The organism is Methanocalculus alkaliphilus (assembly GCF_024170505.1).
Taxonomy (GTDB): domain Archaea; phylum Halobacteriota; class Methanomicrobia; order Methanomicrobiales; family Methanocorpusculaceae; genus Methanocalculus; species Methanocalculus alkaliphilus.
The window spans coordinates 21,343-46,627 of the sequence record NZ_JALJYG010000006.1 but is presented as its reverse complement, the minus strand read 5'-3'; the positions used below and the strand labels follow the sequence as shown (position 1 = coordinate 46,627).

General features: G+C 55.0%; 28 protein-coding genes, 1 tRNA gene and 1 pseudogene. 16 read left to right on the top strand and 14 right to left on the bottom strand.

Going from position 1 to position 25,285, the window contains the following annotated elements; all coding sequences use genetic code 11:
• Nucleotides 1–48 precede the first annotated feature (48 nt).
• Entirely contained in the window at nt 49–447 is a 399-nt protein-coding gene (locus J2T58_RS05925; RefSeq protein ID WP_253488196.1) for an Sjogren's syndrome/scleroderma autoantigen 1 family protein, read from the top strand.
• On the opposite strand, the gene J2T58_RS05920 is transcribed toward J2T58_RS05925, so the two are convergent.
• Nucleotides 404–2,038: a helicase-related protein gene (locus J2T58_RS05920; protein ID WP_253488195.1), complete on the bottom strand. Its 1,635-nt coding sequence runs from the start codon at nt 2,036–2,038 to the stop codon at nt 404–406. The genes J2T58_RS05925 and J2T58_RS05920 overlap by 44 nt on opposite strands.
• Before the next feature lie 11 nt (nt 2,039–2,049).
• Nucleotides 2,050–3,765, bottom strand: coding sequence for a glycine--tRNA ligase (glyS, locus tag J2T58_RS05915; RefSeq protein WP_253488194.1), 1,716 nt, complete (start codon nt 3,763–3,765; stop codon nt 2,050–2,052).
• Between the two features lie 131 nt (nt 3,766–3,896).
• Here glyS and J2T58_RS05910 point away from each other — a divergent pair, with 131 nt between their 5' ends.
• From J2T58_RS05910 to J2T58_RS05900, 3 genes are read left to right on the top strand one after another with little or no spacing between them, the layout of a single operon-like run.
• On the top strand, nt 3,897–4,505 hold the full coding sequence (locus J2T58_RS05910) for a helix-turn-helix domain-containing protein (protein WP_253488193.1): 609 nt from the start codon (nt 3,897–3,899) through the stop codon (nt 4,503–4,505).
• Between the two features lie 32 nt (nt 4,506–4,537).
• Nucleotides 4,538–5,218 carry a metal-dependent hydrolase gene (locus J2T58_RS05905; RefSeq protein WP_253488192.1) on the top strand — a complete coding sequence of 227 codons (681 nt, stop codon included), beginning with the start codon at nt 4,538–4,540 and terminating at the stop codon, nt 5,216–5,218.
• 13 nt (nt 5,219–5,231) lie between these two features.
• The gene (locus J2T58_RS05900; RefSeq protein ID WP_253488191.1) at nt 5,232–5,690 is read left to right on the top strand and encodes a hypothetical protein; all 459 of its coding nucleotides are present in this window, start codon (nt 5,232–5,234) and stop codon (nt 5,688–5,690) included.
• A 21-nt stretch (nt 5,691–5,711) separates the two neighbouring features.
• On the opposite strand, the gene J2T58_RS05895 is transcribed toward J2T58_RS05900, so the two are convergent.
• The 3 genes from J2T58_RS05895 to cooS are packed head-to-tail and all read right to left on the bottom strand — an operon-like array spanning nt 5,712 to nt 8,013.
• Entirely contained in the window at nt 5,712–5,978 is a 267-nt protein-coding gene (locus J2T58_RS05895; protein ID WP_253488190.1) for an NAC family transcription factor, read from the bottom strand.
• A 5-nt stretch (nt 5,979–5,983) separates the two neighbouring features.
• A complete protein-coding gene (locus J2T58_RS05890; RefSeq protein ID WP_253488189.1) occupies nt 5,984–6,133 on the bottom strand; it encodes a hypothetical protein in 150 nt (49 codons plus the stop codon).
• The gene (gene cooS, locus J2T58_RS05885; RefSeq protein ID WP_253488188.1) at nt 6,130–8,013 is read right to left on the bottom strand and encodes an anaerobic carbon-monoxide dehydrogenase catalytic subunit; all 1,884 of its coding nucleotides are present in this window, start codon (nt 8,011–8,013) and stop codon (nt 6,130–6,132) included. The genes J2T58_RS05890 and cooS overlap by 4 nt, the downstream gene beginning before the upstream one ends.
• 68 nt (nt 8,014–8,081) lie before the next feature.
• Here cooS and J2T58_RS05880 point away from each other — a divergent pair, with 68 nt between their 5' ends.
• Nucleotides 8,082–8,960: a class I SAM-dependent methyltransferase gene (locus tag J2T58_RS05880; protein WP_253488187.1), complete on the top strand. Its 879-nt coding sequence runs from the start codon at nt 8,082–8,084 to the stop codon at nt 8,958–8,960.
• 27 nt (nt 8,961–8,987) lie between these two features.
• Complete coding sequence (locus tag J2T58_RS05875) at nt 8,988–9,506, top strand: SOUL family heme-binding protein (RefSeq protein WP_253488186.1); 519 nt, start codon at nt 8,988–8,990, stop codon at nt 9,504–9,506.
• Nucleotides 9,507–9,710: 204 nt separating this feature from the next.
• Here the strand turns inward: J2T58_RS05875 and J2T58_RS05870 are convergent, their stop codons facing one another.
• Nucleotides 9,711–10,307 carry an acyltransferase gene (locus J2T58_RS05870; protein WP_253488185.1) on the bottom strand — a complete coding sequence of 199 codons (597 nt, stop codon included), beginning with the start codon at nt 10,305–10,307 and terminating at the stop codon, nt 9,711–9,713.
• A gap of 153 nt (nt 10,308–10,460) precedes the next feature.
• Between J2T58_RS05870 and J2T58_RS05865 the strand changes: the two are divergent.
• From J2T58_RS05865 to J2T58_RS05850, 4 genes and pseudogenes are all read left to right on the top strand, one after another.
• A pseudogene (locus J2T58_RS05865) lies at nt 10,461–10,721 on the top strand (AAA family ATPase); the annotation flags it as partial.
• Nucleotides 10,722–10,790: 69 nt separating this feature from the next.
• The gene (locus tag J2T58_RS05860) at nt 10,791–11,189 is read left to right on the top strand and encodes a DUF8612 domain-containing protein (RefSeq protein ID WP_253488183.1); all 399 of its coding nucleotides are present in this window, start codon (nt 10,791–10,793) and stop codon (nt 11,187–11,189) included.
• Between the two features lie 173 nt (nt 11,190–11,362).
• Complete coding sequence (locus J2T58_RS05855; RefSeq protein WP_253488182.1) at nt 11,363–11,593, top strand: DUF7557 family protein; 231 nt, start codon at nt 11,363–11,365, stop codon at nt 11,591–11,593.
• A complete protein-coding gene (locus J2T58_RS05850) occupies nt 11,590–11,862 on the top strand; it encodes a type II toxin-antitoxin system RelE family toxin (RefSeq protein ID WP_253488181.1) in 273 nt (90 codons plus the stop codon). Before J2T58_RS05855 ends, J2T58_RS05850 begins: the two co-directional genes overlap by 4 nt.
• A 35-nt stretch (nt 11,863–11,897) precedes the next feature.
• Here J2T58_RS05850 and J2T58_RS05845 read toward each other — a convergent pair whose 3' ends face one another.
• The 3 genes from J2T58_RS05845 to J2T58_RS05835 all read right to left on the bottom strand — a co-directional run bounded on the left by J2T58_RS05845 (nt 11,898) and on the right by J2T58_RS05835 (nt 12,799).
• The gene (locus J2T58_RS05845) at nt 11,898–12,104 is read right to left on the bottom strand and encodes an acyltransferase (protein ID WP_366518449.1); all 207 of its coding nucleotides are present in this window, start codon (nt 12,102–12,104) and stop codon (nt 11,898–11,900) included.
• Between the two features lie 73 nt (nt 12,105–12,177).
• Nucleotides 12,178–12,609: a pyridoxamine 5'-phosphate oxidase family protein gene (locus J2T58_RS05840; RefSeq protein ID WP_253488180.1), complete on the bottom strand. Its 432-nt coding sequence runs from the start codon at nt 12,607–12,609 to the stop codon at nt 12,178–12,180.
• A gap of 117 nt (nt 12,610–12,726) precedes the next feature.
• A tRNA-Gln gene (locus tag J2T58_RS05835) sits at nt 12,727–12,799 on the bottom strand.
• A 151-nt stretch (nt 12,800–12,950) separates the two neighbouring features.
• On the opposite strand from J2T58_RS05835, the gene J2T58_RS05830 reads away from it, so the two are divergent.
• Entirely contained in the window at nt 12,951–13,754 is an 804-nt protein-coding gene (locus J2T58_RS05830) for an EFR1 family ferrodoxin (protein ID WP_253488179.1), read from the top strand.
• Between the two features lie 358 nt (nt 13,755–14,112).
• On the opposite strand, the gene J2T58_RS05825 is transcribed toward J2T58_RS05830, so the two are convergent.
• Together J2T58_RS05825 and J2T58_RS05820 are read right to left on the bottom strand one after the other, a co-directional pair.
• The gene (locus J2T58_RS05825; protein ID WP_253488178.1) at nt 14,113–14,565 is read right to left on the bottom strand and encodes a DUF5814 domain-containing protein; all 453 of its coding nucleotides are present in this window, start codon (nt 14,563–14,565) and stop codon (nt 14,113–14,115) included.
• Nucleotides 14,565–15,194: a DUF2150 family protein gene (locus tag J2T58_RS05820; protein ID WP_253488177.1), complete on the bottom strand. Its 630-nt coding sequence runs from the start codon at nt 15,192–15,194 to the stop codon at nt 14,565–14,567. The genes J2T58_RS05825 and J2T58_RS05820 overlap by 1 nt, the downstream gene beginning before the upstream one ends.
• A gap of 74 nt (nt 15,195–15,268) precedes the next feature.
• Here J2T58_RS05820 and thiI point away from each other — a divergent pair, with 74 nt between their 5' ends.
• Complete coding sequence (gene thiI, locus J2T58_RS05815; RefSeq protein WP_253488176.1) at nt 15,269–16,447, top strand: tRNA uracil 4-sulfurtransferase ThiI; 1,179 nt, start codon at nt 15,269–15,271, stop codon at nt 16,445–16,447.
• On the opposite strand, the gene J2T58_RS05810 is transcribed toward thiI, so the two are convergent.
• Nucleotides 16,430–17,611: an aminotransferase class V-fold PLP-dependent enzyme gene (locus J2T58_RS05810; protein ID WP_253488175.1), complete on the bottom strand. Its 1,182-nt coding sequence runs from the start codon at nt 17,609–17,611 to the stop codon at nt 16,430–16,432. The genes thiI and J2T58_RS05810 overlap by 18 nt on opposite strands.
• The gene (locus J2T58_RS05805) at nt 17,608–17,790 is read right to left on the bottom strand and encodes a hypothetical protein (RefSeq protein ID WP_253488174.1); all 183 of its coding nucleotides are present in this window, start codon (nt 17,788–17,790) and stop codon (nt 17,608–17,610) included. The genes J2T58_RS05810 and J2T58_RS05805 overlap by 4 nt, the downstream gene beginning before the upstream one ends.
• An 86-nt stretch (nt 17,791–17,876) precedes the next feature.
• Here J2T58_RS05805 and J2T58_RS05800 point away from each other — a divergent pair, with 86 nt between their 5' ends.
• The 4 genes from J2T58_RS05800 to J2T58_RS05785 are packed head-to-tail and all read left to right on the top strand — an operon-like array spanning nt 17,877 to nt 24,718.
• Nucleotides 17,877–19,010: a metallophosphoesterase family protein gene (locus tag J2T58_RS05800; RefSeq protein WP_253488173.1), complete on the top strand. Its 1,134-nt coding sequence runs from the start codon at nt 17,877–17,879 to the stop codon at nt 19,008–19,010.
• Nucleotides 19,007–22,174, top strand: coding sequence for an AAA family ATPase (locus J2T58_RS05795; RefSeq protein WP_253488172.1), 3,168 nt, complete (start codon nt 19,007–19,009; stop codon nt 22,172–22,174). The genes J2T58_RS05800 and J2T58_RS05795 overlap by 4 nt, the downstream gene beginning before the upstream one ends.
• On the top strand, nt 22,105–23,145 hold the full coding sequence (locus J2T58_RS05790) for a DNA double-strand break repair nuclease NurA (protein WP_253488171.1): 1,041 nt from the start codon (nt 22,105–22,107) through the stop codon (nt 23,143–23,145). The genes J2T58_RS05795 and J2T58_RS05790 overlap by 70 nt, the downstream gene beginning before the upstream one ends.
• Nucleotides 23,123–24,718, top strand: coding sequence for an ATP-binding protein (locus tag J2T58_RS05785; protein ID WP_253488170.1), 1,596 nt, complete (start codon nt 23,123–23,125; stop codon nt 24,716–24,718). The genes J2T58_RS05790 and J2T58_RS05785 overlap by 23 nt, the downstream gene beginning before the upstream one ends.
• 8 nt (nt 24,719–24,726) lie before the next feature.
• Here the strand turns inward: J2T58_RS05785 and J2T58_RS05780 are convergent, their stop codons facing one another.
• Complete coding sequence (locus tag J2T58_RS05780) at nt 24,727–25,278, bottom strand: nucleotide-binding protein (RefSeq protein ID WP_253488168.1); 552 nt, start codon at nt 25,276–25,278, stop codon at nt 24,727–24,729.
• Nucleotides 25,279–25,285: the final 7 nt, after the last annotated feature.

Genomic DNA, 25,285 nt, shown 5'->3' with positions numbered 1-25,285 from the left:
TCATCAGATGATTCTTTATCTCTTCTGCACCATAGTACTCCGGTTCAGATGGCAGAAATTGACGAAATTATGGCAGATTACCTTTTGAAGGGTGCAAAGATGCTTGCGAAGACCTGTCCGGTCTGCCATGCACCTCTCTTTGAGTACAAAGGCGAACGGCTCTGCGTCCTCTGCGCAAACACCCCCCAAAGTGAAGATAATGAGGATCTCCCGCCTGCGCCCCTGCAGGAAGAGAAAAACGATTATAAAGAGCCGGTGATTGAGGAGATTGCAAAACCCCCGGTTCCCCGGACAACCCGGCCGTCATCGGCAGAGGAGGCGATAACGTCCTCGATCAGCATCCTCTGTCAGCGGATGGCAGCAGAACCGGATCCCTCCCGGTGTCTCATCTATATGCAGACGATCAGGGAAGGGGCTGAGTCGATTCGGATTCTCCGGGGAGAGTAGATCCCTCCCCCGGATCCACCTTTTCATCAAAAAGTGTCGTCTGTTCGGACTCCTGCCTTGTTCTATCCCTGAGTCTTTTCACCCCGCTTGCCATCGCCTTCTCCTTCCGGTTGCTCACCCACCGGTTCGCTTCATCTGAGGTCCCTTTGGTGACAAGAACGATAATCCGCCCTGCACTGCTCCTCCCGGTCCTCCCCTTCCGCTGGATACTCCTGATCTCGGATGGTACCGCCTCATAAAAGATGACAAGATCGGTGGATGGGATGTCAAGACCCTCCTCTCCGATTGAGGTGGCAACAAGGACCGGGTACTCCCCCTCACGGAACCTGTGGATCGCCTCAATCTGCTTCTTCTGCGAGAGCCCCTTCTCCTCAGCCCGTGATGCCTGGCCAACGAACCGGCAGGCCGTGATCCCCTCATCTGAGAGATAGTTGACGAGCATCGTGACGGTATCACGGTAGCTGGCAAAGACGATAGACCTGCTCTCCGACTCATTAAGGAGGAGATCATGAATGATATCTGCGGTGATCCCGGCCTTTGGATGGAGTTCACCGGTGAAGCCGGAGACGATCCGCATCACCTCGGAGAATCTGTGATCCTGTATCATCCGCTGGCTCGCCCTGCTCCCCTTCTTTGACCGCCCTTCCGAGTCGAGCTTCCCGATATAGGAGCGGAGTGCGGTTGATCCCTGTGACTCGGCGAGGATGACGGCATGCCGCAGTTTCATAATCTCAGCAGAGAGGGACGCTGCCTGGTATGCGGTCGGATCACCGGCAGCGATCCGCTCCTGAATTGTGGCATTGAGCTGGTTGAGGGCCTTCATCGAGAGATTCTGCCTGCGAGGGAGGGAGTAATTCAGCCCGGTGAGCGTCCCCAGACGGGTATCGATCATCCCTTCAATGAGGGTCACCACCTGTCTGAGGGGTTCGGGGAGAGGTACCGCGATATACTCCACCGTCCGTTCGTGGATATACGGGATGACATCGGCATCATTCTCATCCCGTGTCTCAACTCTCGTGATCCCAAGATGCGTACAGATCTCAGCAACCCGTGCCCTGTCACTCCCGGGGGATGCAGTCATCCCAAGGATGAGGGGATCTCTTCCGGTCTGCATATACTCCTCTGCAAGATAGGTATATGCATACTCACCGGTTGTACGGTGGCACTCATCAACGATGAGAAGAGAGACGTCCGAGAGAGAGTACCTCCCGGAGATGACATCATTTTTGATCACCTGTGGTGTTGCACAGCAGATTCGGCATCGCCTGAATATGTCAGCACGCTTCTCCGGTTTTGTATCCCCGGTGAAGCTGACACAGGCATCATTCTCCGTCTCCTGAAGGGCAAGGGCATTTTGAAAGAACCGCAGGTGCTGATCCACAAGCGGTTTTGTCGGGGCAAGGAGGAGAACCTTCCCATCGGTATTCAGGAGGCGTGAGGCGGCGACGAGGAGGGCGACGACGGTCTTGCCAAGACCGGTCGGAAGGACAACCAGCGTATTCTCCTCGAGTGCCTGCATCGCGATGGCAAGCTGGTACTGCCGTGACTCGACCGTCCCTGGTTTGATGAGAGGGTGCTGGATCGTCTTCATCGATAGAAAAATCAGGGTGCGGGGAAGGTCATCTCCCCACGTACCAGACGCCGGACAGTGACAGGAATTTCCTGGATCGGGATCCGGATCTGCTGCATGCTGTCACGGTCCCGGAGTGTCACCGTGCCATCCTCTTTTGACTCATAGTCAACGGTGATGGCAAATGGTGTCCCGATCTCATCCTGCCTCCGGTAGCGCCGTCCGATTGCTCCGGAGTCATCATATTCTGCGAGGATGCCTTCTGTTTTGATTGCATCGGTTATCTGTCGGGCGATGGTATCAAGGCCGTCGCGGGTCATCAGCGGAAATACCGCCACCTGAATCGGGGCAATCGACGGAGGAAGCCGGAGGACGCTCCGTGCCTCCCCCTCAACCTCGTCCTGGTAGAAAGAATGCTCAAGCACAGCATAGAGGATCCGGTCAATACCATAGGATGGCTCGATGACGTGCGGCCTGACCTCTTCACCACGGACGAGGACCTCTTCGTCGCGGACATCATAGAGTTCGGGATCGATCTGGATAATCTCCTCATCCAGAGTGATCCGCAGACCATCATCCCCGGGTATTCCGGCGGCAATCTTCTCACTGACCTCCTTGGCCCGTCCTTTAAACCTTGGTCCAAGAAGCCCCATCTTCGGAACCACTGCAACCCTCCTCTCCATTCGGGGTTCCGGATACTGGATGAAGACGGTCATCTTCTCACCGCTCACCTTCGCATGGGCAGAGAGATCATAGTCTGTCCGATCAGCAATCCCGACCGCCTCGACCCAGCCAAACCGGGCAGAGAGATACTCGGCATCCCAGCAGTCTGCCGCATAATGGGCCCGCTCATCAGGGAGGTGCTGGCGGAATCTGAGCTTCTCCCTATCGACGCCGATCCTGACCATAAAGTCATGGGTCAATGCGAGATAGTAGGCGACGTACTCATTTGCCACGAGGCCGCACTCGACAGCTTCACGCATTGTGACACTGACCGGATCAAGGCGTTCCACCTGGTGATCCATCCCATAGAGCGGCATCTCATAGTCTGCATACCGATCGAAGTTCGGATGATCCTTCTCCTCGGGATGGACAAAGATCTCTGCTTCAGCCTGGGTAAATTCCCTGAGCCGGATCATCCCCTGCCGGGGTGATATCTCGTTTCGATAGGATCGCCCAATCTGAACAGCTCCGAATGGGAGTGAGTCGCGGTAGAATCTGAGGAGACGCCCAAAATCCGTGAAGATCCCCTGTGCCGTCTCGGGACGGAGATACCCTGTCCGGCTTCCTCCGGGACCAATCGAGGTGGTAAACATCAGGTTGAATGAAAAGACCTCGATATCAACGAGCGGTTTTTTACATGAGACACAGCTCTTCCCCTCGAGTTTCTGCGTCAGCTGCTCTTTGCTCAGTGATGAGGCATTTCGTATCTCGTATTCCTCTGCGACATGATCTGCCCGGAAGAAGTCACGGCAGTGGGGGCACTGGAACATCTTATCTGAGAATCCCTTGACATGGCCAGATGCAAGATAGATAGGCTCAATACCGACGGTCGGGCACTCAATCTCATAGTACCCTTCCATGATGATGTAAAATTCACGCCAGACATCTTCGATCCGCCTCTTCATCATCGCTCCGAGGGGACCATAGTCGATGAAGCCGGCAACAGACCCATAAATCTCTCCCGACGGCCAGACAAAACCCCGGCGACGTGCAAGATCGATCACCTTCTCATATATATCCACCATTGATATCACGACTCTTCCTCATCTATTGGATGACACCGTATTTGATATGATTGCCATTTCAAATAACCAGCAAACTATTTAACCTGTGAGCCCGATGAGATGTGAATACCGATACAACAGGTCGTTACCACATGGCTACCAGCAGTAAACAGAAAGATCTTCTCAAGCTCTTCGCCGATATCACCAATAAAACAACGATTGTTGAGCCGATGAAGAAGATCCACGGAACCCTTCGGGATCAGGACGCAGTTGAACGAGAGATCGCCCTTATCATGAGAGAGATTCTGGAGGCGGGCCATTTCAAGACACGTCTTGAGCCGATTCAGCTCGCGCGTCTTATCGCCCTCTATCATGCCGGGAAGAATGATACGGAGATTGCACGAAGCCTCGGCGATGAGAAGCTCTCAAAGACGGTTGCACGGGCCCGTGTCCGGCTGAAGCTCTTCCGTGATCTCGATTTTAAGATGCCGTTTGATCCGGCCCACCTTGAGGAGCTTGTTGCATCAGGGATCACGATGAAGGAGGTCTCAGAGAAGCTCGGCATCAGCCCTTCAACACTCAGGGAGTACCGGCACGTGATCGATGAACAGAAGGATACAACCCTTGATCCCTATCTCGAAAGAATCCGAGATGTCATGGAGGATCGCGATCTGACCGAGCAGATGACACTTGGTGTCACCAGGGACAGCCTTGGCGATGCCATCGATACAACTGAGGCTGAGATGGCCGATCTCACCTAACCTTTTTTTCGTCACCCCCCTCATCTGAATGCATGTACCTGACCTATCTTGGACATGCATGTATCCTTTGTGAGGGAACCCGCAGGGTTCTCATCGACCCGTTCATCCCCTCCGGAGAGCCGGCACCGGATGCCGATATTATCTGTGTGACCCATGCCCATGCAGATCACCTTGGCCAGACGGTCAGTCTTGGAAAACCGACGGTTGCACCCAATGAGCTGGCAAAATATCTTGCAGAGAAAGGAATTCCAACAGAGGCGCTGAATATCGGCGGTGGAGTTGAGATCGACGGAGTTCGCATTGTGATGGTTCCTGCCCTCCATTCATCATGGATCGAAGATGCCGGCTCCGGATACTATGGTGGGCCGGCCGCCGGATATATCATCACGATGGATGGCATGACGATCTACCATGCAGGTGATACCGCCCTCTTCTCGGATATGAAGCTGATAGCCGATCTCTATCATCCTGATGTCGCACTCCTCCCGATTGGAGGAAGATTTACGATGGGGCCTGAGGAGGCGATGGTCGCCGCACGGTTCATCGGAGCCCCGCTGGTCATTCCTATCCATTATAATACCTGGGAGAAGATTGCCCAGGATCCCGTTCCATTCAAGGAGGCCATCGAAATCACGACAGATATGAAGGTAGCGATCCTCAATCCCGGTGACCGGATAGATCCCTCGAATCCGAAAGATATTTTGCACAGATGACCTACCCTTCAGTATGAAATGGTATCTTATCCTCATCCCCCTCCTCATCCTGACAGCCGGATGTGTCGGGGCTGAACATGGAGAAGACGTACCGCCGCAGGCCCCCGGGGTCTGGGTCCATGACTCGGGATCTCCTGTCTTCCTCTTCCAGTTTCATCCCGAAGGAGGAGCACAGATATGGTTCATGGCACTTGATGACCCGGCCCGGCCCGGCCACCCGGTGATGGTTCAGGGAACCTGGGTTGAGGCATCGTCAGGTATTGACATCGGGTACAAAGCACCACTCTCCGGTGAACATCGGACACTGCAGATGGAATGGAGTGGACGGGACCTGCTCCTGGCCGGTGCGCTGATGGAGGATGGAACAGCTATTGATGTTGCGGATCTTCAGGGAGCCCGGTTTGTCCGGGGCGAGTCATACTCTGCTCCGATTATGGGCTTTGAGGAGATCGATCTCTTTCTGAAGAGGTAAAAATGGGGGCAGATGCCCCTCTCAGACCGACCGCCGGTACTCCTCGAGGAGTGCCGTGCGGTAATCGTCTGCCTTCTTTGTCGGAATATAGTTGAGTTTGCCTGCCCGGAGGAGGAGTTCGTCTGCTATCCTTGCCTCATCGGTGAGTTTCAGCTTTTTCACCTCGCTGATGATCCAGTCGAGCTTGTCGATTCCGGTCTCTTTTCCATCAACGAGGATACGTCTGATCAGAATCTTGTCAGGCGGTGTTCCCCCGCAGATGGTGCAGTAATCACCTTCATCTGCCATCGGAATCACCCCCTTATCATGATGAGAGCCATCGTACATCCTGGTGCAGCCCGAAGGGCATGCTGCTGTACCACCATACAGCCTGCAACAGCCCCATCCTGATACTCTGGACGCTCGTCCAGCCTGATAACCCGTCCTTTGAGGTTGTCACTCATATTCCAAGTTCTCTCCTTTTCGATTCGATATGTGCAGAGATCCCGTCAACTGCCTTCACCGGATCCGGCTCGACCGAGAGGACTCCACCAGTTATATCTTTGAGGTCCTCGGTTAATAGTTTCACCAGATTCGGAGCCCCGGTCACCGTCGGGATGGGATTGACATAAGTGTACAGACCGAATGCCAGGGCGAAGATGGCATCAATCGTCGCCTTCTGCTCCATATACTCGGGTGCCGCCGCCGCTACCGGGAGGGCGGTGACCGGGACATCGAGGGCAGCCGCAATCGCCCCGATGAGATCAGCACACCTGCCCGTGTCGGTGCAGGTCCCAAATGAGAGGACAGGCGGTATCGAGAGTGCCTTACAGAGACCCTTGAGGCCGGGTCCTGCCCGTTCCTTCGCTTCAGGCGAGGCGAGACCTGCGACCTGGAGGGCGGCACTCCCGCAGCCCATCGAGAGGACGAGGATATCACGCTTTATAAGTTCCTCGGCGATGGCGATGGTATGAATATCCTGGCCATGATCCCTGAGAGTGGTGCAGGAGACGAGGCCGCAGACACCCCGTATGGTGCCATCCTTGATGACATTGAGGAGGGGATCAAGTGATCCGCCGAGGGCTTCAAGGATGCTCTCCGGTGAAAAGCCTGCAATTGCCGAACCGATGGGCAGGCCAGTGAGAGGTGCAACAGAACGTTTCCGTTTCGGGAAGTTCTCAATGCCGATACGGATCAGCCGCTCTGCCTGGGCATCTGCGGTTGCCGGGTTGTAGTTCTCCCGGATCGTCTCCCCTTCAAAGGCGACGAGCTCACTGACCGGGATGAGGGAGAAGCAGTACTTCTCTGCATAGAGGGGGTCCATCGGGAGCGAGCAGTTCATATCTGCAACAAACACATCGACTGCTCCGGTCGCAAGAACCGCCTCCTGCATGATCCAGTTCCCGGTAAAGCCGGCAAAGACATCATCCATCTCCCATCGCTGGATCATCTCCTGTCCGGTCTCAATATTTGCGATCACCCGTATCCCTTTTGCACCGGCGGCACGGGCGGCCTCCTGGAGATCAGGGCGGCGTGCCGTCTCGATGAGGGTAAACCCAAGGAAGGGTTCATGCCCGTTTGGAAGAATATTGACATAATCTGGGTCAAGAACACCGAGATCGACCCGCACCTGGTGTGGTCTTGGAGTTCCAAAGAGGGCGTCCTGCAGGGATTCAAGAACTATCTGGCTCTGGTATGCCATCGCCACCCCCAGTCGGAGTGCCTTCTTTGCAAGGGTGACATAATATCCGTCAACATTCGTCAGCGATGAGCCGGTTGAAAGGACCATCTCCCCATAGATACCTCCCGGGAAGATGCCAAGTTCCCGCCAGACCTTCTTCCGGTCTTCGGGTGCGAGCAGATCGACGATCCTGCTCTCTTCATGGGATCTGCGGTGAAAGTCCTCCTGCAGAAAGGCGCAGAGTGCGGGTATATCGCCATCAAGGCCGAGGCGTGCCGAGAAGGCCTTCAGCTTCTCAGGATCCCGGATGGTAAAGGGGCCGGATCCTGCCGCCGCCTCCTTCAGCGTCCGGATCGTCTCTTCGCAATGATACTGGTAGGTTGATGCCCCCATCACGTTACGGAGGAGCATCATTCGCATCGCCATCCCGTCTGCGGAGATGCCGCAGACACCCCGTTTATCGGAGGCGGCATCAGCACGGCAGGGGCCGTTTGAACAGAAGTCGCATCGTACTCCACCCATACAGAATTTACATCTCGTATCCGGGTTTGATCCAAGCCCCTGGGCTTCATATCGGTCCCAGACATTCGACATGCCATCCTCTTTCAGCCGTTCATAGACTTTTTTTACCGAATCATGGTAGGATATTCTGTTTTCATCCATTTCTCTCACCCATTGGGCTATGTATAATCCAAACATTATAATTCTTCGTCCATCCCTTCAGAGATTGGATGACCGTGCATTTCTTTACCCTGAACGGAGAGGGGATAGCTATGCAGTCGATCATCAACTGGGATGAGCTCTGGAAGGCGATCCATGTCAGCTCCCGGATCCGTACTGAGAAAGACAAGGATCCGGGTGCGATATGGGACAAGAAGGCACATGCCTACAACCGGATCACCCGTGACGAGAAGGAGTCAACAAGGCAGGAGCTTGGGATGCTGGATCTCCGGCCTGAGGATACCCTTCTTGACATAGGTGCGGGGACAGGGAGGCTTGCGGTCCCGATTGCAGGAAGGATTTCGCATGTCACCGCTCTTGATGCGTCGGCGGGGATGCTCGATCACCTGAAGGAACGGATGGCAGCGGAGGGGCGGTCGAACTACTCGTGTGTGACGATGCGGTGGGAGGATGCGGTGGTTGGGAGGGACATTCCGGTGCATGATGTCGTCATCGCCGCCTTCTCGCTCGGCTTTTATGATGTTGGTTCTGAGCTCCTGAAGATGGATGCGGCAGCCAGTCGGTCGGTGCATCTCTTCTGGCATGTCGGCCCCTGGCGTGAACCTGAGGAGATGGAACTCTACAGGGCGGTGCATGGAGAAGAAGGTGCCCGGCAGAGCGGGTATCCGGACGCCCTCTTCCTCCTCAATATCCTGCATGATTATGAGATCTATGCCGATATGCAGATCTACCGGGCAGTCTGGGAGACGATCTATGCATCTCCTGAGGAGGCGGCTGAACAGTGGATCACGATGCATGCCCCCGGGTTTGAGGATTTGGATCTCGTCACCAGCCATTATGAAAAGAGGTTGCAGAAGGATGATGACGGGATGTTCCGGGAGACTTCTATACGGACGACGGCGATGATCTCCTGGAGGAAAGGGGAATAAAGAATCCCCCTTTTGGAAGTACTTTCTATGACGGAAACGGTTGCGTATGATGTTGCCCGGACCATCGGGGAGATTGAGGTGCGCAGATATCCGGAACTCATCCTGGCAATTGTCGCTGATGCAGGCGATGAGAGCGGATTTCCCCTTCTCTTCCAGTACATCACCGGGAATAATCGATCCCGGCAAACACTCCCGATGACCTCCCCGGTGATCACCTCCCAAAAAATTCCGATGACCTCTCCCGTCATCTCAGATAAGGGCTCCATCTCATTTGTCCTCCCCGCAGGATTGCGACAGGGTGATGTGCCCGACCCACTGGATGATCGTATCCGGATCACCACGATCCCGCCGAGGGATGTTGGAGTGGTTCGGTTCAGCGGTTTGGCCAGAAAGGAGGATGTCGATGGTGCCACCAGAAGACTGCTGGATGGACTGGATAACGCCGGGATTCCAACCCATGGGGAGGTCTTTCTGATGCGGTACAATCCCCCATGGATACCGGGATTTCTGAGGCGCAATGAGGTTGCCATTGAGGTTCTCATCTGACCTGGCATATTCAGATGAGTGTGGTATGGTAGCAGGGTACGGGAGGGGCATACAAGTGTTGCAAGAGGACACTTTTAGGATGGAAAAAGTGTCACCGAAGTACACTTTTTCAAAGATAACGTGCATTTGTTCCTCTTACACCGTCCATCGAGGTCGATACGGAAAATAGAGGGGTTGCCTGCATCCTCTCCCACTTCCTTTCTTCTATCCCCGTCTCATCTCCTCCGGGAGCGGTCTGACCCGTGCTGGCGACCCAACTGCCATCATCCCGGCCGGAACATCATGGGTGACGACGGAGCCGGCAGCAACCGCCGCCCCTCTGCCGATGGTGACGCCGGGGAGGATGATGGCGGCGGCGCCGATGACGGCATAGTCCTCGATGACCGGCCCTTCAAGCCGGGGTTTGCCTGAGGGCGGATAGCGGTCGTTTGTCAGGGTGACATGCGGGCCGATGAAGACATGATCGCCGATGGTGGTATGGGTCGGGACAAATGCCATGCTCTGGATGCTGACACCTGAGCCGATGGTGCAGTTCCCCTCGATGATCGTTCCGGTGCCGATCGATGTCCCCTCCCCGATCAGTGTCTTCTCCCGGATCATCACATTATGGCCGGTATTGCAGCGATCCCCGAGGGTGACGTCGGCATAGAGGATGGTGCCGGATCGGAGGGTGACGTTGTTGCCGAGGATCGTTCCGGGGTGGTCGGTTCTTCCGATATAGTCACGAGAGGGGAAGCCGATGGTGACCGGGTCAAAGACGGTGAGACCATCGCCGATGGTGTTGATGCCATACTCTATCATCCGAAAGAGAGATGAGCGGTGATTGGAGAAAAAGAATGTGGCTTTGGGTGTGGGTGAGGTGATACAATTGTCAGTTGGTTTGAGTAAAATTATACACTTTTATTCCCTCATTTCATCTCGAATTGTATAACGGATTAACACCAGTTTGCTGAACACTATGACTCCTATCATTGCATAAATTTTGATGAGGAGCGATTGATCGAGTTTACAGCGGCTGATTTCTCACGGCTCATGATCATCCTTCAGAAGTTGGTGAAAGAGTCACGAACCATCTTTATTGATGAGATCCTGAATATCACGGGGTGGGAGCGGTTTATCCGGCGCATTCATGGAGAGGAGGACAAGATCTACCTCACAGGATCAAATGCCCGTTTTGTCTCTTCGGAAATCGGAACACATCTCACAGGCAGATAGGCAAAGATCGAACTCTATCCCTTTTGGTTTCCTGAACTGCTAACATTTTACGGAGTACAAACTACTCCATTGACATCGAAGGTGAAAGCCGGGATCCTCAAGGCCTTTAATCGCTACCTTGAAGAGGGAGGTTTTCCAGAATTCCTGAGATTCGGCGACCCGGAGTACCTGAAGCGGACATATGATGACATCATCTACCGCGATATTGTCTCCAGATTCGGTATACGGGAGGTAAAGGCATTTCAGCAGCTTGTCCAGTTTGTCTTTTCAAATGCAGGAAAGGAAGCAAGTAATAATTCATTGGCAAAAGCAGTCGGAATAAAGAGTCCGATGTCTGTCCGATCATATATCGGCTATCTGGAAGAAGCATATCTTGTCTTTGAACTCTATTGGTTTGACCCCTCCCTGAAACGGCAGTATGCAGGGCAAAAAAAGCTGTATGTGATGATGCTGATCTCCACGGTATAGGTGCCACCCGGGTAGTCCGGTCCATCATCCCCTATCAGTTGAGAGGTCAACGACCTGCTCCTGAAGGATGGGGTATCCCACCTGTTGATACTGAATCTGATTCTGAAATAGTCTGGGAGATTCGTTTTGATATGACTGAAAGATATATGACGGTATGAGGAGGATGAATGTGTATGAGCGTTTCAATCCCAGTTTCAACAGAGATTAAAACCCGACTGGATAAGATAAGGAGGCCGGGGGAGTCGTATCAGGAGGTTATTGAAAAGTTGCTTGATGATCATGATGAGGGAGATTTGGCTCTATGCTCAGGATGGGCAAAAAGGGCAAAAGAAGCAATTTCTGAATTCCGAAAGGGGGAAACCCTGACTGAAGAGGATATTATAAAAAAATATGCCCTTAAATGACCTTCGAAATCCATTATTCAAAGTCAGCAGACAGAGACCTTTCAAGACTGCCCATTGACGTCATCAGAAAAATTGTTTTTGCAATTAGTGCTATCAAGGATGATCCATTTGCCCATATTCAAAAGATGAAAGGAGCAAAGAACCCCCCACAATACAGATTCAGGGTTGGAGAATACCGGGTGATCCTCCTCATGGATAAATCAGAAAAAGTGCTTCTTGTCGATGGAGTCGGGCACAGAAGCACAATCTATCAACGGTACGGAAAATAGAGAGTTTGCCTGCATCCTCTTCCACTTCCTTTCTTCTATCCCTGTCTCATCTCCTCCGGGAGCGGCCTGATCCGTGCTGGCGACCCAACTGCCATCATCCCGGCCGGAACACCATGGGTAACGACAGAGCCGGCAGCAACCGTCGCCCCTTCCAATTTTGACGCCGGGGAGGATGATGGCGGCGGCCCCGGTGGCGGCATAATCCTCAATGATCGTCCCGGTGTCGATGGATGTCCCTCCACGATCGGTACCTTCTCCCGGATCATCACGATCGAACAGGCAGGATTCCGACGGCTTCTCTCCTGTGAAGTTGACTCAGAAAGTGACCCGGGGTGCTTCTGCCTCCCGCTGATTGTATTCCATCGTCCAGAAATATGCCTCGCCGTGGGCAACCCTGAAGACGACAAGTTTCGGATCAGCTGCACCGGTGATGCCTATCTCAAGCAGCCATGGCCTCTCCTCAATCAGTCTCTTTCTGAGCGTAATATCACTGACCGGCTCGATTAACCCGGCAACCCGCATCATCGTTCCGGCCCCCTCACCGGGTGAATAGAAGCAGAGCTCAACCTTTGCGTTTCGTGTCAGCTGTTTCCAGACACTCTTTCCAATACCAGTATGGTAATAGAACCCGGTTTCATCGGCAAACCACATAGCAAATGCCCGGACCCGTGGCTGGTCACCGTCCATTGTGGCGATATAGGTCAGCGGGTTCTCATTTGCGAATTTCACGCATTCGGAAAAGTCCATCTCGGCACCTCATAGTTCAATAGAGAAATGTGGGGATAAAGATTGTGAGGCATGATGTCAGGTCTTCCTCTCCATCTCTTCTTTATGAAAAAAGAGGGGCTGAATCATATCTCTGCATACTCCCGGGCGGATTCGAACCGCCGTCGCCGGATCCAAAGTCCTGCATGATTGACCCCTACACTACGGGAGTGGGAAGATTCTCTAATATATTGATTGTAAAAAGATATAGCGGTTTGGGGAGAGATCGAGATCCTGCATATCCTCCACCACAGCGTCGACCTGACACCTGAAGATCTCTTTATCTCGTGCAGCTTCAGAACAGTACAATAAGATGTGCTCCCATGACGACCATCATCTATTCCTTCACCGGCACCGGCAATACCCTCGCCGCTGCCCGCCAGCTTGCCGACGCTCTTGGCGATACAACAATCATCCCCATCACACGGGTGACGGGGAATGGGCCCCTCCCGCATGATGTAGAATCGGCAGATGCCATCGGTATTGCGTTCCCGGTGTACTACATGGACATGCCCCGGATTGTGCAGGAATTTGTCAGCAGCCTCCGGTTCAACGGCAGCCCCTACATATTCGGGATCGCTTCCTGCGGCGGGAATGCCGGGGCTGCCCTGCACAATCTCGATACACTCCTCAAAGAGAAGGGCACCCGACTCTCCCTTGGCGTTGCGATAACCATGCCCGAGAACTTCATCGGGCCGATCAGCCTGATGGAACCGGAAGAGAAGGTTGAAGGGATACTGACATCTGCCCGGGATCGGATTCCGGAGATTGCAGCAGCTATCCGCGAGAGGCGGGAGTCTCTGCCGGAAGGATCCAATTCCCTCCCCTTCCGGATCGGAGGCTCATTCTTCCGTCTCCTGACAACATCGATCTATCCGACGCACAAAAAACTCCATGCTACCGAACGCTGCAACGGGTGCGGGATATGCGGCCGGATCTGCCCGACACGAAATATCACCGTCTCGGACAGTGCCGTCACCTGGGAGAGCGACTGCACCTGGTGCTATGCCTGCATCCACTGGTGCCCGCAGGAGGCAGTCGAGATAGGAGGACGGACAAAAGGAAAACGACGGTACCATCACCCGGATGTGACGGTGAAGGATATGGTGGAGCAGAGGGGAGGATAACGCCGCTCTCCCCCCGTACGCTATGTTGATCAACCGGGAAAGAGCACCCTTATGACGCTCCCTTCCTGCGGTGCCTTTGGAAGAGGAAGAAAACCACTGCGAGAAGAGCCACAATCCCCAATTGATGCCATATGTATGCGGGATTATAGAAGATGCTGAACGCACTGGTGGATCCGTGATATGCGACTACCTGTACATCTTCTTCCAACTGTTCTGATGCATGAGCGATGCCGCACCCAGGAAGGATGAAAAGAAACAGAGAGAGGCAGGCGAGCCTTCTGTAATTCATATTGTAGAGTAATGGCCGCATCCCTTTCTCTCCGAATATTGCCACACGCAGGAATAAGAGCATACTTCTCTACTGCTCTATATCCTTAATCGCCGCCTCGGTCCTCTTTGCCAGATCATGCTGCCCCTCAAGCTCTGCCACCGACCGGATCGCTTCCAGCCGGTGGACTGACTCTTCAAGAAATGAGAGGATATCGGCGGGGAAGAGGTCGATCCCGTACTCGTCCAGAAGGTGTGCATGGATCTCCCGGTGATCAAGGCCCTGCATCCGGAGCTCAATGATCATCAGGACGAACTTCTCCTCAGGGCATCCGCAGAGGGGCGTTCCCCTGCATCTGCAGTCAAGGAAATCCTTCTGGAACCGGAGAAGCTGGTCTCGGAGCGTCGGATCCAGCTGCTCATAGTTGAGGGATCCGGCGATCATCTCCAGGTTTGCACCATGAAAAGCGAAGTCAGGGAGGCGGTACCCTGCTATCCGCTGAATCTTCCGGGCTGCACGAAGGCGGGCCTTCTGTGCAATCACTACACGTCACCGGGTTCTTCATCGAACTTCTTTAAGGACTTCATCGCCTCGCCCATCTTCTCGATGAGTGCCAGCCACTCATCAAAGATGGTTGGTTCATCTGTCTCCTTCACATATCGGCCACAGCATGCAGCACCGGCGATGACAGACGATCCAATCTCTGAGGCGATCCGGAGGGCCTCCTCGGGATCATCATCACCGATCTTCTTCCCTTCCTTGACGAGGGTCTTGATATCCGCATCCGTGCTCTCACCAGCAAGGAAGAGCCGGGCCGAGGCGAAGAGGGCCATCATCGCAATCTGGACCGAGCCGATGATCTCGCCAAGATCCCCTTCAGGTACCGGCCCCATCACGATCTCAGAGACCTCATCAAGTTTCTTGACGGCATCTTCGTGTGATATCCGTTCATTCTGCCATAATTTGAGGATCTTCAGGACCGCAAGGACGATATCCTCGCTGAAGTTCTCAAGGGTCCGGAAGCCCTCCGGCATATCCTCATCATCCTCTGAACCTTCAAAGTCGGCCTCCGAAAGCCGAAAAAGCCAGTTCTCCCACCGTTCCTGGTTATAGAATATATAGAACAGTTTTGGTGCATCCTCTTTCTTTGCGTCACTCTTCTTCCGCGCCATCTACTGTACCATGACTCCCGCTCATTAATGAGGTTACCGCTCTCCTCATCTGCGATGAGTACCCATAGGTATCCATGGAGCGGTTGGTCATGGTGCGGTACGGGGAACTCTTTTTAAAGAGTGCCCCGGTGATGCACCACTATATCGGAATATTAAAGCGAAACCTCACCTGGGCGCTCAAAGCCTCAGGGATTGACCATACCATAGAGGATCACCGGGGCCGCCTCTATATTCATGGCGATACACCGGAACAGATTGCAACACTCGCGGCCAGGTGTTTTGGTGTCGTCGATACGAGCATCGTTACCCGGACTGAACCGACGATGGAGGCACTCGCAGAAGCAGCCGTTGCACGGGTGGCCGAATCAGGGAGGCGATCAGGGAGTTTTGCAGTCCGGGCACGCCGTGATCGCGTGCCAGGCTTCTCAAGCCAGGAGCTTGGCGCGTATGTCGGTTCAGCTATCCTTGATCAGTACCCGGAATTTTCCGTCAACCTCAGCAACCCCGAGTACGAGATCAGCGTTGAAGCCCGGACCTTCGGAGGATATGTCACCGATCACTTCATTCCGGGTCCCGGCGGTCTCCCGCTTGGAACACAGGGCCGGGCTGTCTGCCTCCTCTCCGCAGGGATCGACTCCCCGGTAGCCGCCTGGCTGATGATGCGCCGGGGCACAGAACTCATCCTCCTCCACTTCGACGGCGGTCGGTTTGCCGGATCTGCAACAAAGGAAGATGCATACCGGCATGCAGAAACCCTCTCAACATACTGCATGGGAGCTGAAATCCGGATCGTTGAGATTCCTATGGAGCCTTTCTTCAACGCGCTGGCAGGACTCCCCGAGCCCAGATCCCGGTGTGTCCTCTGCAAGCGGTTCATGCACCGTGTTGCCTCCCTGGTGGGGGAAGAGTTCCAGTGCTCTGCCATTGTCAATGGCGATAACCTCGGCCAGGTCGCCTCGCAGACCCTCGAAAACCTCGCCGTCGTCTCTGCAGCTGCGACCCTCCCGATCCTCAGGCCGCTCATCACCTATGACAAGGTCGAGGTGATCGATCTCGCCAAAGAGATCGGGACGTTCATCGCTACACCAGGCGATCATGCCTGCCGGGCTGTTCCGAAGAAGCCTGCAACAGGTGCCATCATTGAGGAGATTGAAAAAGAGGAGGGAATGCTCCCGATGGATATCCTCATCCGGGAGGCGATGGCGGGCGCCGTCCACCGGGTAGCCCTCTCAGGATCAGTCAGAGAGAGATAACCTGTTTTCAGTTGCTATCTCACGGAAGGCATCGGCGGTATATTCCGCCTGTGCCATCGTCATTCCAAAGGTATTGAACTTCCATATCTTCGTTGCTCCCGGGATAACCCCGGTTATTCCCATCTTTGAGAGGGCACTGGAGAGGAAGAAGCCCCGTTTCTTATGGGTTGCAGCCACACGATCAAATGAGTCGCGGGTATCGATCCGGGTGAGTGTATGGCGGCGCGGCATCTCCGAGAGGATCGTCGTCCCCTCTATTGAGAGGAGGGCATCGGTGATGATCCGGCTCTTTGCAAGCTCTTCATCCCACCGGAGGACCCGTTCCTTCACATGCGGGAATGAGGCCATCATTCCCATCACCGTCACCCCCATCAGGGTACAGCCCATCATGGCGACCTCCTTAATCCCAAAAGTCCGTCCCGTCTGATCTCCTTTGACAGCAGTCGTTGCAAAGACCGTCTCCGCATATTCATCGGTTGTTGCAACCAGCCCGGAGGGGGCGGGTGCTGCCATCGACTTATGCCCGGACCCGATGACGAAATCGACACCGAGCGCCTTCCCGTCCACCGGGAGGATCCCGACGGTATAGGCACCATTATAGAGGACCGGGATGTCGTAGCTGTGGGCAACGCGACTGATCTCTTTGATCTCATGGTGGTTGCCATACTGGTAGTCGACCCCCTCCACAAAGAGGAGCGAGGGGGTCTTCCCATCATCCCGGATCACCCGCTCAATCGTCTCCGCCGCCGCATCCGCTGTGATCCTGTTCTCTGTATTCTTCGGGATCTCGCGCGGGAGGCCGCCGGCGGATTCGACACCGAGGAACTCGGTATAATGGGAGAGTGCTGTCAGGATGACCGGATCTCCCTTCGAGACAAGTCCCTGGCAGACCGCCTGGAACCCCCGGCGTGCACCCGGAACAAGGCGGCATGCATCCATCGAGAGCCAGGAGGCAAGATCGGCATGAAAATCCGCAATCGGTGGGCTCTTGATGTAATCAAGCCGGAACGGCTTCCTGCAGTTATCACAGACAGAATATCCGTCCCCATAGGCGATGACCGCCTTCATCGCATCTGCAGTAAGCCGTCCCCCGACCTGGATGGGATCGATGTTGATCGCCATCTCATCGACCTGGCGGGCCTCGATATCGCCTGCGCATTTCATCGGATCAGCTCCTCTTCGAGGATCTCGACCTGCCGTCTCACCTTTGAGAGGATCTTCTCAGCCTTCGCCTTCTCCCCGGTATCAAGTTCATGCAGGGGAGCGGTCTCCCGGAGCATCACCCTGATATCGGTGAGGAGAAAGAGTGACTGGAAGAGGGCGTCTGTGGCACGTTGTGACATGATACAGGATCATTATGCCGCCACCATCTTTTAGTTTCACCCTTCGCACCCATCGCTTAATTCCGTAGAGGTTGAAGATACAAAGAATGAAGATCATCCATATCGCCGATACCCATCTCGGGGCGACGGCCTTCTCCCGGATCGATCAGGAGACGGGCATGAACCTCCGGGAGAAGCAGATTTATGATAACTTTCTTGCATCCATCCATGAGATCTGCAGGCAGAGGCCGGATGTGCTGCTCCATGCAGGGGATCTCTTCGACTCGGTGAAGCCCAGGACCCAGGCATATGTGACTGCATTTGAGGCACTTGAGATCCTCTCTGAGGCAGGAATCCCGCTTGTAGCAATCGCAGGCAACCACAGTATTCCAAAGACCCGGTATACACGCGCACCGTTCGCCCTCTTTGAATATTACCCCGGAACGGTGCATATGGCATACCAGTTCCGGTACGAGGCGGTCGAGATTGGAGATGCAGTCTTTCACCTGATCCCCAATATGCTCAGGCCGGAGGCATACAGAGCCGCATATGACGAGATCGAGCGACGTCCGGGCCATCACAATATCCTCGTCACCCATGGACTGGCCAGTGATATCCGGGATCGCCGTCTGGCAACCGTCGCCGAACATGAGATCGATCCGACGATGACGACCGGCGACTTCGACTATATTGCCCTTGGCCATTATCATCACCAGAGCCGGATCGGCCCTCGCGCATGGTACTCGGGATCATCCGAGTATCTGACCTATGGTGAGATCCATGAGACGAAAGGGGGGCTCATCGTCGATCCCGGGCGTCAGTCCGTCACCCCCCTCCCCCTCCCAAAGACCCCGATGATCGATCTCGGATCGATATCTGCTGAGGATCTCAGTGCTGCGGAGGTGATTGAGGCTATCGAGGATCGAATCGGGGCGATCACCACCAGTCCGATGCCGATGGCGCAGATCAGCCTCCTCGGGATTCGGAAGGAGACGGCACGTGCCATCGCAGGCAGGGAGCTCGCACGCCTCCGTGAGCCGCTCCTCGATCTCAGGATCAGGACACTGACGGCAGAGGATCTCGTCACCGGGGAGCGGCATGATACCGCCGCGTTCAATATACAGGAAGAGTTTGCCACCTTTGTAAAAGAGAGGGGACTCCCGGAGAAGACCGAGGCATTCGTCCTGCAGAAAGGAACAGCGGTCCTCTCTTCGGTCATCGAGGAGGCGGATACGGAATGATCCTCGAAGGGCTGCATCTGAAGAACTTCAAGCGATACAGAGACGAGAAATTCTTCTTCAGGGATGGAATAACCGCGATCGTCGGGAGTAATGGTGCAGGTAAGAGCAGTATCATGGAGGGGATCGTCTTTGCCCTCTATGGGATCTCAGGATCGGGGATCGATGCCGACTTCGTCGTCAGTGCAGGAGCCGGGCCGAAGGAGTCATGCGAGGTCCGCCTCGACTTCTCCACCGGGGGTGAGCGGTACTCGGTCCTTCGGACATTCCGGAAGACGAAGACCACGAGCCATGATGCCTCCCTCCACTTCGGGGATGGACGGCTCATCGCCCAGGGGGTCAGTCCGGTACGGGATGCACTCATTGGCATCCTCAGAATGGGGCCTTCTGACTTCAGGACAACGATCTATGCTCCCCAGAAGGATCTCCTGGCACTGCTTGATAAGAATCCGGTTGAGCGGAAACGATGGTTTATGCGGGCACTTGGGATCGAGCGGATCCGCGATGGCGCATGGGAGCAGATCAGATCCGAGATCCGGGAGCTCGAGGGAACAATCACCCTGGTATCCGGACGGCTTGAGGAGATCGATCCAGACCGCCTCACTGCCGAAGATGAGGAGGAGAGGGTGCGTGAGGAGGAGTACATTGCTCACCTTGCGGCTCTGAACCGTCAGGAGGAGGAGATTACCTCTCTTGAAACAGAACATGCAAAAAAATCACAAGAGCTTCAGCAGAAGATGATGATAAGGACTGAGCTTGGATCAAAGCATGGACATAAGCAGGAGAGGCTCAACGAGCTGACCATAGCCATCAGGAGGGCTGAAGCTGAATGTGCTGCTCTTGAAGAGGAGATGGCTGAGTATGCGATCTGTGCAGAGAAGGAACTTCTCTACCCGGAGATTCGGGATCATGCCGAACAGCTGAGAGAGGCGCGTGACACCCACCAGGAGGCGGCCCTCCGCCTGAGAGAGTCAGAGAGGAGGCTCGATGATCTGAAGAAGGTTCATGGCCGGCTTGCTGAGCAAAGAGACCGCATCCGGAAGGCAGAAGAGGTGATGACCAGCCTCAAAGATGTTCCTGCACGAAGGGAACAGCTGCTGGCGGACCGGAGGCATATGGAGGCCGCGAGGGGGATCTATCATGCCGCAAGACAGGAGGCGGCCACCATCGAGGCTGAGATCAGGATTCTTGGTGAGCGGGGCCAGGCACTCCGCCGCGAACGGGAGGGGCTCATTGAGCGTCTCAAGGCACTTGAGACGGTAGAGAAAGAGCTCACCTCCTATGAAGGAATCCTTGAAGAGAAGGAACGGTATGCTGAGGCCAAACGCTTATCCGCTGAGCGGGAGCGGGTGAGAAGAGAGATTGAGGAGAACGAGGCGGACATCCGGAAGCTGACACTCGCTGCCGAACCTCTGGCTGCCGAAGTACTCAAGAGAGAGGTGGCACATGGTACGCTCACTGCCGTTCAGAAGAACCTCGATCAATCCAGAAGACGGATCGCCACCATCCAGGCAGAACTGAGCCGAGGAAGAGAGGTGCAGGCTGAAGCAGAGCGGCATCTCCTTGAACTTGAGGCGGCGGGGGAAGAGAGCCTCTGCCCGACCTGCAGCCAGCCACTTCGGGAGAGCTATGAGGAGGCACGGAGACGCCTTCTGGATCAGATCAGTGCAACCCGTGCCGATGATCTGAGACTCACCCGGGAAGAGGGATCTCTTCAGAAACAAATCAAGGAGGAGGAAGCTGCCATTCGCCAGGCTGAGGAGAAGATTCAACTGGCAAATGAGGCAGAGCGGAAACTTGCCGGATTCGAGGCGAGGATCGGGGAGCGGACGAGAGAGTGTGAGAGGGCTGCCACTCACCATGCGGATCTGGACGAGAAGATCACCCTGCTCTCAGGCAAGGGGATCGACTCTGACGATCTTGCACGCCGGCTGGAGGAGTACGCCCGGCTCACCGGAGAGAGGGACACCGCCCGGTATGAGATCCGTCGTCTCCCAATGATAGAGGCTGAGCAGCAGACCCTCACCGGGCGGGCAGAGGCACTCTTTGGCCGTCTTGAAGAGGCAGAGACCAAAACCGCTTCATCGGGATATTCAGAAGAGGGAATGGCAGCCATTGAAAGAAATATATCTGCAATTGAGCCCCTCTATGAGGAGTACCGGACGCAGGGAGCCATCATCGCCGGGAAGGATACGGTCGAGGAGGAGCTGCGAAAAACTGAATCAGAAAGGGAACTCCTTACCAGGAGAAGGGCCTCCATTCATGAAGAGATTGACCGTATCGGATTTGATCCAGGTGCCTATACACAGGCAGAAGAGGCGTACAGGGAAGCAGTCACGTTCCACGACAGGTACCTCTCGCTCAAGGGAAGAGTAGAGCGTATTCCGGAGGTGAAGGCGGGGCTTGAGGCTCTCAACACAGAGAAGGAGAGTTTTTCAGCAGATATCCTTAGACTGGAGGAGGAACTCGCTCATCTCGCCCATATTCCATCGGAGGTCGAAGAGGCCCGAAGTGAGGGGGAGGCGCTCCGGATACAGAGAAAACAGTCAGATACGGAGATCCGTACCTGCACCGTCCTCCTTGAAAAAGCCCGCCAGAATCGGACCCGCATCAGGGAGTCGATAGCAAAGGCCTGGGAGCTGGCACGACTCCGCAAAGAGATCCTCTCCGAGAAGGCCCTCCTCGAATCGACAGGAACAATCCTGAAGCAGTTTTCCGAGCACCTCATCGGATCGGTCCGGGGACGGATCGAAGGGGAGGTGGGAGCCATCCTCTCGCTCATCACCGACGGTCGGTATGAGCATGTCACCATCGATGATGACTTCTCCATCAGGGTGCATGAGGCAGGCGCAGACTACCCTGCCTCCCGGTTCTCGGGTGGCGAGCAGGATGATATTGCAGTCGCTCTCAGAATCGCCCTCTCACGGCATATCGCCGCCACACACCGGATCCGTGATGCAACGGTGCTGATCTTTGATGAGATCTTCGGGAGCCAGGATGATGAACGGAGAAAACACCTGATCCGCGCCCTCAGAAGACAGGAGGCACACTTCCCCCAGATCCTCCTGATATCTCATATCGAGGGCGTCCAGGAGGAGTGCCAGACGACGATACGGGTGGAGGAGCAGCCGGATCTGACCAGCACCGCCACCGAGGTGGGAGCGTGAACGGCGCCTATATCCAGGACCTCATCAGGATCATCTCGGATATCAGGCGACGAAGGGGGGATGAACCCGGAGCCGGCCTCCCCGAAGGGATGGGTATCCGGCCGGATGATTTCATCCCTGTTCAGACAGGTCCCGAACGCCCGGTGTCAGCAGTAGATGGGAGTAATGCAACGGTCTATCAGACCCCGTTCTTCTCCATCATCGCCTGCCGTGGTGCCCTCACCCGGTACCTGGATCAGGACCGGGATCGGCTCAGCCTCACTCCATGGCGGCTCTGCCGGGTTGGTGAGGGGCAGGACGAGGATTTTGCCGAGTTATATCTGGAGTTCTTCGAAAGAAGCCCTGATACAGAGCTCCAGAAGGGCGACACCCTTGCGGCAGAGGCTGCGTTTCGGGATACCATCGAGTACGGCCTCACCCTCATCGCTGCACGTGAGGCATCCCCCGGCAGCCTTCTGCTGCTTGACGGTGCCCTGTACGCCGAACACCCTGCCCACCGTGAGGTGCTGAGGGAGATTATCTCAACCTGCCGGGATCGGGGTCTTCTCCTTGCCGCCGTCACAAAAAACGCCTCTGCCACATGGGATGAGACCCATCCGCTCGTCCCTGCGGTGATGAAATGTGCGGGGCTGCTCGGAGTCAGGGGGCCATGGTACCTGAGATTCGGGGAGGTCTTCGTCACCTGCCTGCATCACGCCGCGAAGCGTGCGTTTATGGTCACCGTTCCATCCGGCTATTCCGATGAGGAGACCGCTGCTGTCTTCTCAGCCCTCGCCTCCTATGCGGGAGATGGCAGGGTGACGGGCTATCCCTATCCCCTGATGGATGCCCACCGGCAGGTTGCGATCCGATCTGATCAGGTACAGCGGATCCGGCATGATATCATAGCGGGATGTGCCACCCAGTCGATCAGATATGACGAGTTTGAAGAGATTACCGGAGATTACCATGACGAACTTAATCGATATTGATACAGGCGATTCTGCAAAGTTTCGCCTCATCGGTCAGAATGTGCTGAACTACAGGTGTGCTGTCCCGTACACAAGCGAGATCCACCTCGGCGATCTCCTCGTCGTCCGGGATACCAGGAAGGAGATCACCTTCTATGCGAAGGTGACCGGGATGCAGCATGCAAGCAACTTTGCCGATGCAAACTGGGATACCCGGCCTCATACCGGTCATTTCTATAATCTTGGTGAGGATGTCTTTCTTCTCCTTGAAGCAACACCGCTTGGCTATCTGGACGAGAAGGGGAGATTCAGGAAGCCGAAGACGATACCGACGAAGTTCTCCCTGATCCGGCCTGCAGAGGAGGAGGATTTTGTCTTTTTGAACGAGTATATGGGGGAGATCGAGGTCGGTCTTGTCCGGAACGGAACCGGAACGATACAATCCGCAGCAGTCGGCCTCCATCCACATGATCTCACCCAGCATATGGGTGTCTTTGCGACCACCGGTATGGGGAAGAGTAACTTCATGAAGGTCTTCTCCGCATCCTGTATGAAGACACGGCCATTCGGCCTCCTGATGGTCGATCCCCATGGCGAATATCTGAAAGGGCGCCCGAGCCCGGGTGGGGGAAAGAATCCCGGCCTCACCCATTACAAAGCGGCCAGGGACGGTCTTGCCATCTTCTCGACACGAAATGAGAAGGAGATCAGGGATTACGGCGCATCCACTCTCAGCATTGCCTATGATGATTTCCGCCCATCTGATCTCTATCCGATATTTGAATTCTCAGAGGCACAGACAGAGATCCTTGAGACGATCGGTGATCTCTCCGGTTCCCGGATGATCGACTTCTTCGGATCAACCGACTTCACCGAGGACTGGTACGAGAGCTACTCCGGAGCCCATCAGGATACCGCCCGAAGACTGAAGGAGTTTCACGAAACATCCCTCCGATCAGTCAAGAGGAAGCTGGAGATCCTCACCAGGCAGAACCCCTTCTTCAGGAGAACGGGCTCATCGATCCAGGCGATCCGTTCCGCCCTTGCGAAGTCGCAGGTCGTCTTAATCGACATACCGGGTATGCGGGAGCAGTCTGAGCTCTTCATCCTCTCCCTCCTCACACGGACATTCCTCAATGAAAGGAGGAACGACGGGTTCGGAGCAGATGATGATACACCACCGGAACAGATCCTCATCGCCATTGAGGAGGCGCAACGGGTCCTCGGTCCGGGGCGGGGAACGGCAGTCTTCCGGGAGTGTGCGATGGAGGGAAGAAAGTTCGGTATCGGGCTCTGTGTCATCACCCAGCAGCCGAAGAATATCGATCCCAGAATCCTTGCCCAGATCAATACATACGTCGTCCTCGGCCTCTCAGACAAATCTGATCGTGCAATGATCGCATCGAGTGCAAAACAGGATCTCACCCCTCTTGACGGCGAGATACAGACCCTTGAGCGGGGAGAGGCAGTGATCAGCACCCTCTCGGTTCCGTTTCCGATCAGCTGCAGAATCCATGCATTTGATACGTTTATTACAAGGCCTGCGATGCAGAAGACGGACCCGATTAGGGATGGTTTAAGGAATAGTTTTTGAAAAGGGCGTTACTTCCGCCTCTTCTCTTTCTTCTCATTCTGTTCTGTCTCTACCGGCTTCTCTTTCACCTTTCTCCGGATGGAGACTCCATTGACGACCGGGTCGCCGGTGATTATGTATCGCCGGATAACAGATCCGAGAACGATAACCACATCACCCACTTCCACATCCTCTTCAGGATTGGTGAACATCTTCACCGATACCTCCCCGGTACGATCTCCGAGAAGATACTGTGGCCTGTTGAGGAATTTGAAGTGGACACGTTCGATGACGCCTTCAAGACGAACCGGTTTGCCGATCAACGCCTCTGAGATCTGATTCGTCTTAATCGTCTTTGCTTCTGACTCATACATCGGCCTGAGATCGCGATACTGGCTCTGGCTCATATAGTTCATGGCAAGCGGGATCGTCAGAATGAGGAGCAGTGTCGGAATTCCCCAGACAAAGAGGGAATAATCCATTCCGGAATCAAAAAAAGCGAAGAGGAGAACACCGGTGAAGAAGAGGAAGACGCCCAGATGGGCGATCGACAACCTCACCGTAATGTTTCCTATCTTCATGTGTTAA

Bases quoted from the DNA above. Each gene is read 5' to 3' on its own strand.
- J2T58_RS05925 (WP_253488196.1), top strand. From the start codon at position 49: ATGGCAGAAATTGACGAAATTATGGCAGATTACCTTTTGAAGGGTGCA.
- J2T58_RS05920 (WP_253488195.1), bottom strand. From the start codon at position 2,038: ATGAAGACGATCCAGCACCCTCTCATCAAACCAGGGACGGTCGAGTCA.
- glyS (WP_253488194.1), bottom strand. From the start codon at position 3,765: ATGGTGGATATATATGAGAAGGTGATCGATCTTGCACGTCGCCGGGGT.
- J2T58_RS05910 (WP_253488193.1), top strand. From the start codon at position 3,897: ATGGCTACCAGCAGTAAACAGAAAGATCTTCTCAAGCTCTTCGCCGAT.
- J2T58_RS05905 (WP_253488192.1), top strand. From the start codon at position 4,538: ATGTACCTGACCTATCTTGGACATGCATGTATCCTTTGTGAGGGAACC.
- J2T58_RS05900 (WP_253488191.1), top strand. From the start codon at position 5,232: ATGAAATGGTATCTTATCCTCATCCCCCTCCTCATCCTGACAGCCGGA.
- J2T58_RS05895 (WP_253488190.1), bottom strand. From the start codon at position 5,978: ATGGCAGATGAAGGTGATTACTGCACCATCTGCGGGGGAACACCGCCT.
- J2T58_RS05890 (WP_253488189.1), bottom strand. From the start codon at position 6,133: ATGAGTGACAACCTCAAAGGACGGGTTATCAGGCTGGACGAGCGTCCA.
- cooS (WP_253488188.1), bottom strand. From the start codon at position 8,013: ATGGATGAAAACAGAATATCCTACCATGATTCGGTAAAAAAAGTCTAT.
- J2T58_RS05880 (WP_253488187.1), top strand. From the start codon at position 8,082: ATGACCGTGCATTTCTTTACCCTGAACGGAGAGGGGATAGCTATGCAG.
- J2T58_RS05875 (WP_253488186.1), top strand. From the start codon at position 8,988: ATGACGGAAACGGTTGCGTATGATGTTGCCCGGACCATCGGGGAGATT.
- J2T58_RS05870 (WP_253488185.1), bottom strand. From the start codon at position 10,307: ATGATAGAGTATGGCATCAACACCATCGGCGATGGTCTCACCGTCTTT.
- J2T58_RS05855 (WP_253488182.1), top strand. From the start codon at position 11,363: ATGAGCGTTTCAATCCCAGTTTCAACAGAGATTAAAACCCGACTGGAT.
- J2T58_RS05850 (WP_253488181.1), top strand. From the start codon at position 11,590: ATGACCTTCGAAATCCATTATTCAAAGTCAGCAGACAGAGACCTTTCA.
- J2T58_RS05840 (WP_253488180.1), bottom strand. From the start codon at position 12,609: ATGGACTTTTCCGAATGCGTGAAATTCGCAAATGAGAACCCGCTGACC.
- J2T58_RS05830 (WP_253488179.1), top strand. From the start codon at position 12,951: ATGACGACCATCATCTATTCCTTCACCGGCACCGGCAATACCCTCGCC.
- J2T58_RS05820 (WP_253488177.1), bottom strand. From the start codon at position 15,194: ATGGCGCGGAAGAAGAGTGACGCAAAGAAAGAGGATGCACCAAAACTG.
- thiI (WP_253488176.1), top strand. From the start codon at position 15,269: ATGGAGCGGTTGGTCATGGTGCGGTACGGGGAACTCTTTTTAAAGAGT.
- J2T58_RS05810 (WP_253488175.1), bottom strand. From the start codon at position 17,611: ATGAAATGCGCAGGCGATATCGAGGCCCGCCAGGTCGATGAGATGGCG.
- J2T58_RS05805 (WP_253488174.1), bottom strand. From the start codon at position 17,790: ATGTCACAACGTGCCACAGACGCCCTCTTCCAGTCACTCTTTCTCCTC.
- J2T58_RS05800 (WP_253488173.1), top strand. From the start codon at position 17,877: ATGAAGATCATCCATATCGCCGATACCCATCTCGGGGCGACGGCCTTC.
- J2T58_RS05795 (WP_253488172.1), top strand. From the start codon at position 19,007: ATGATCCTCGAAGGGCTGCATCTGAAGAACTTCAAGCGATACAGAGAC.
- J2T58_RS05785 (WP_253488170.1), top strand. From the start codon at position 23,123: ATGACGAACTTAATCGATATTGATACAGGCGATTCTGCAAAGTTTCGC.
- J2T58_RS05780 (WP_253488168.1), bottom strand. From the start codon at position 25,278: ATGAAGATAGGAAACATTACGGTGAGGTTGTCGATCGCCCATCTGGGC.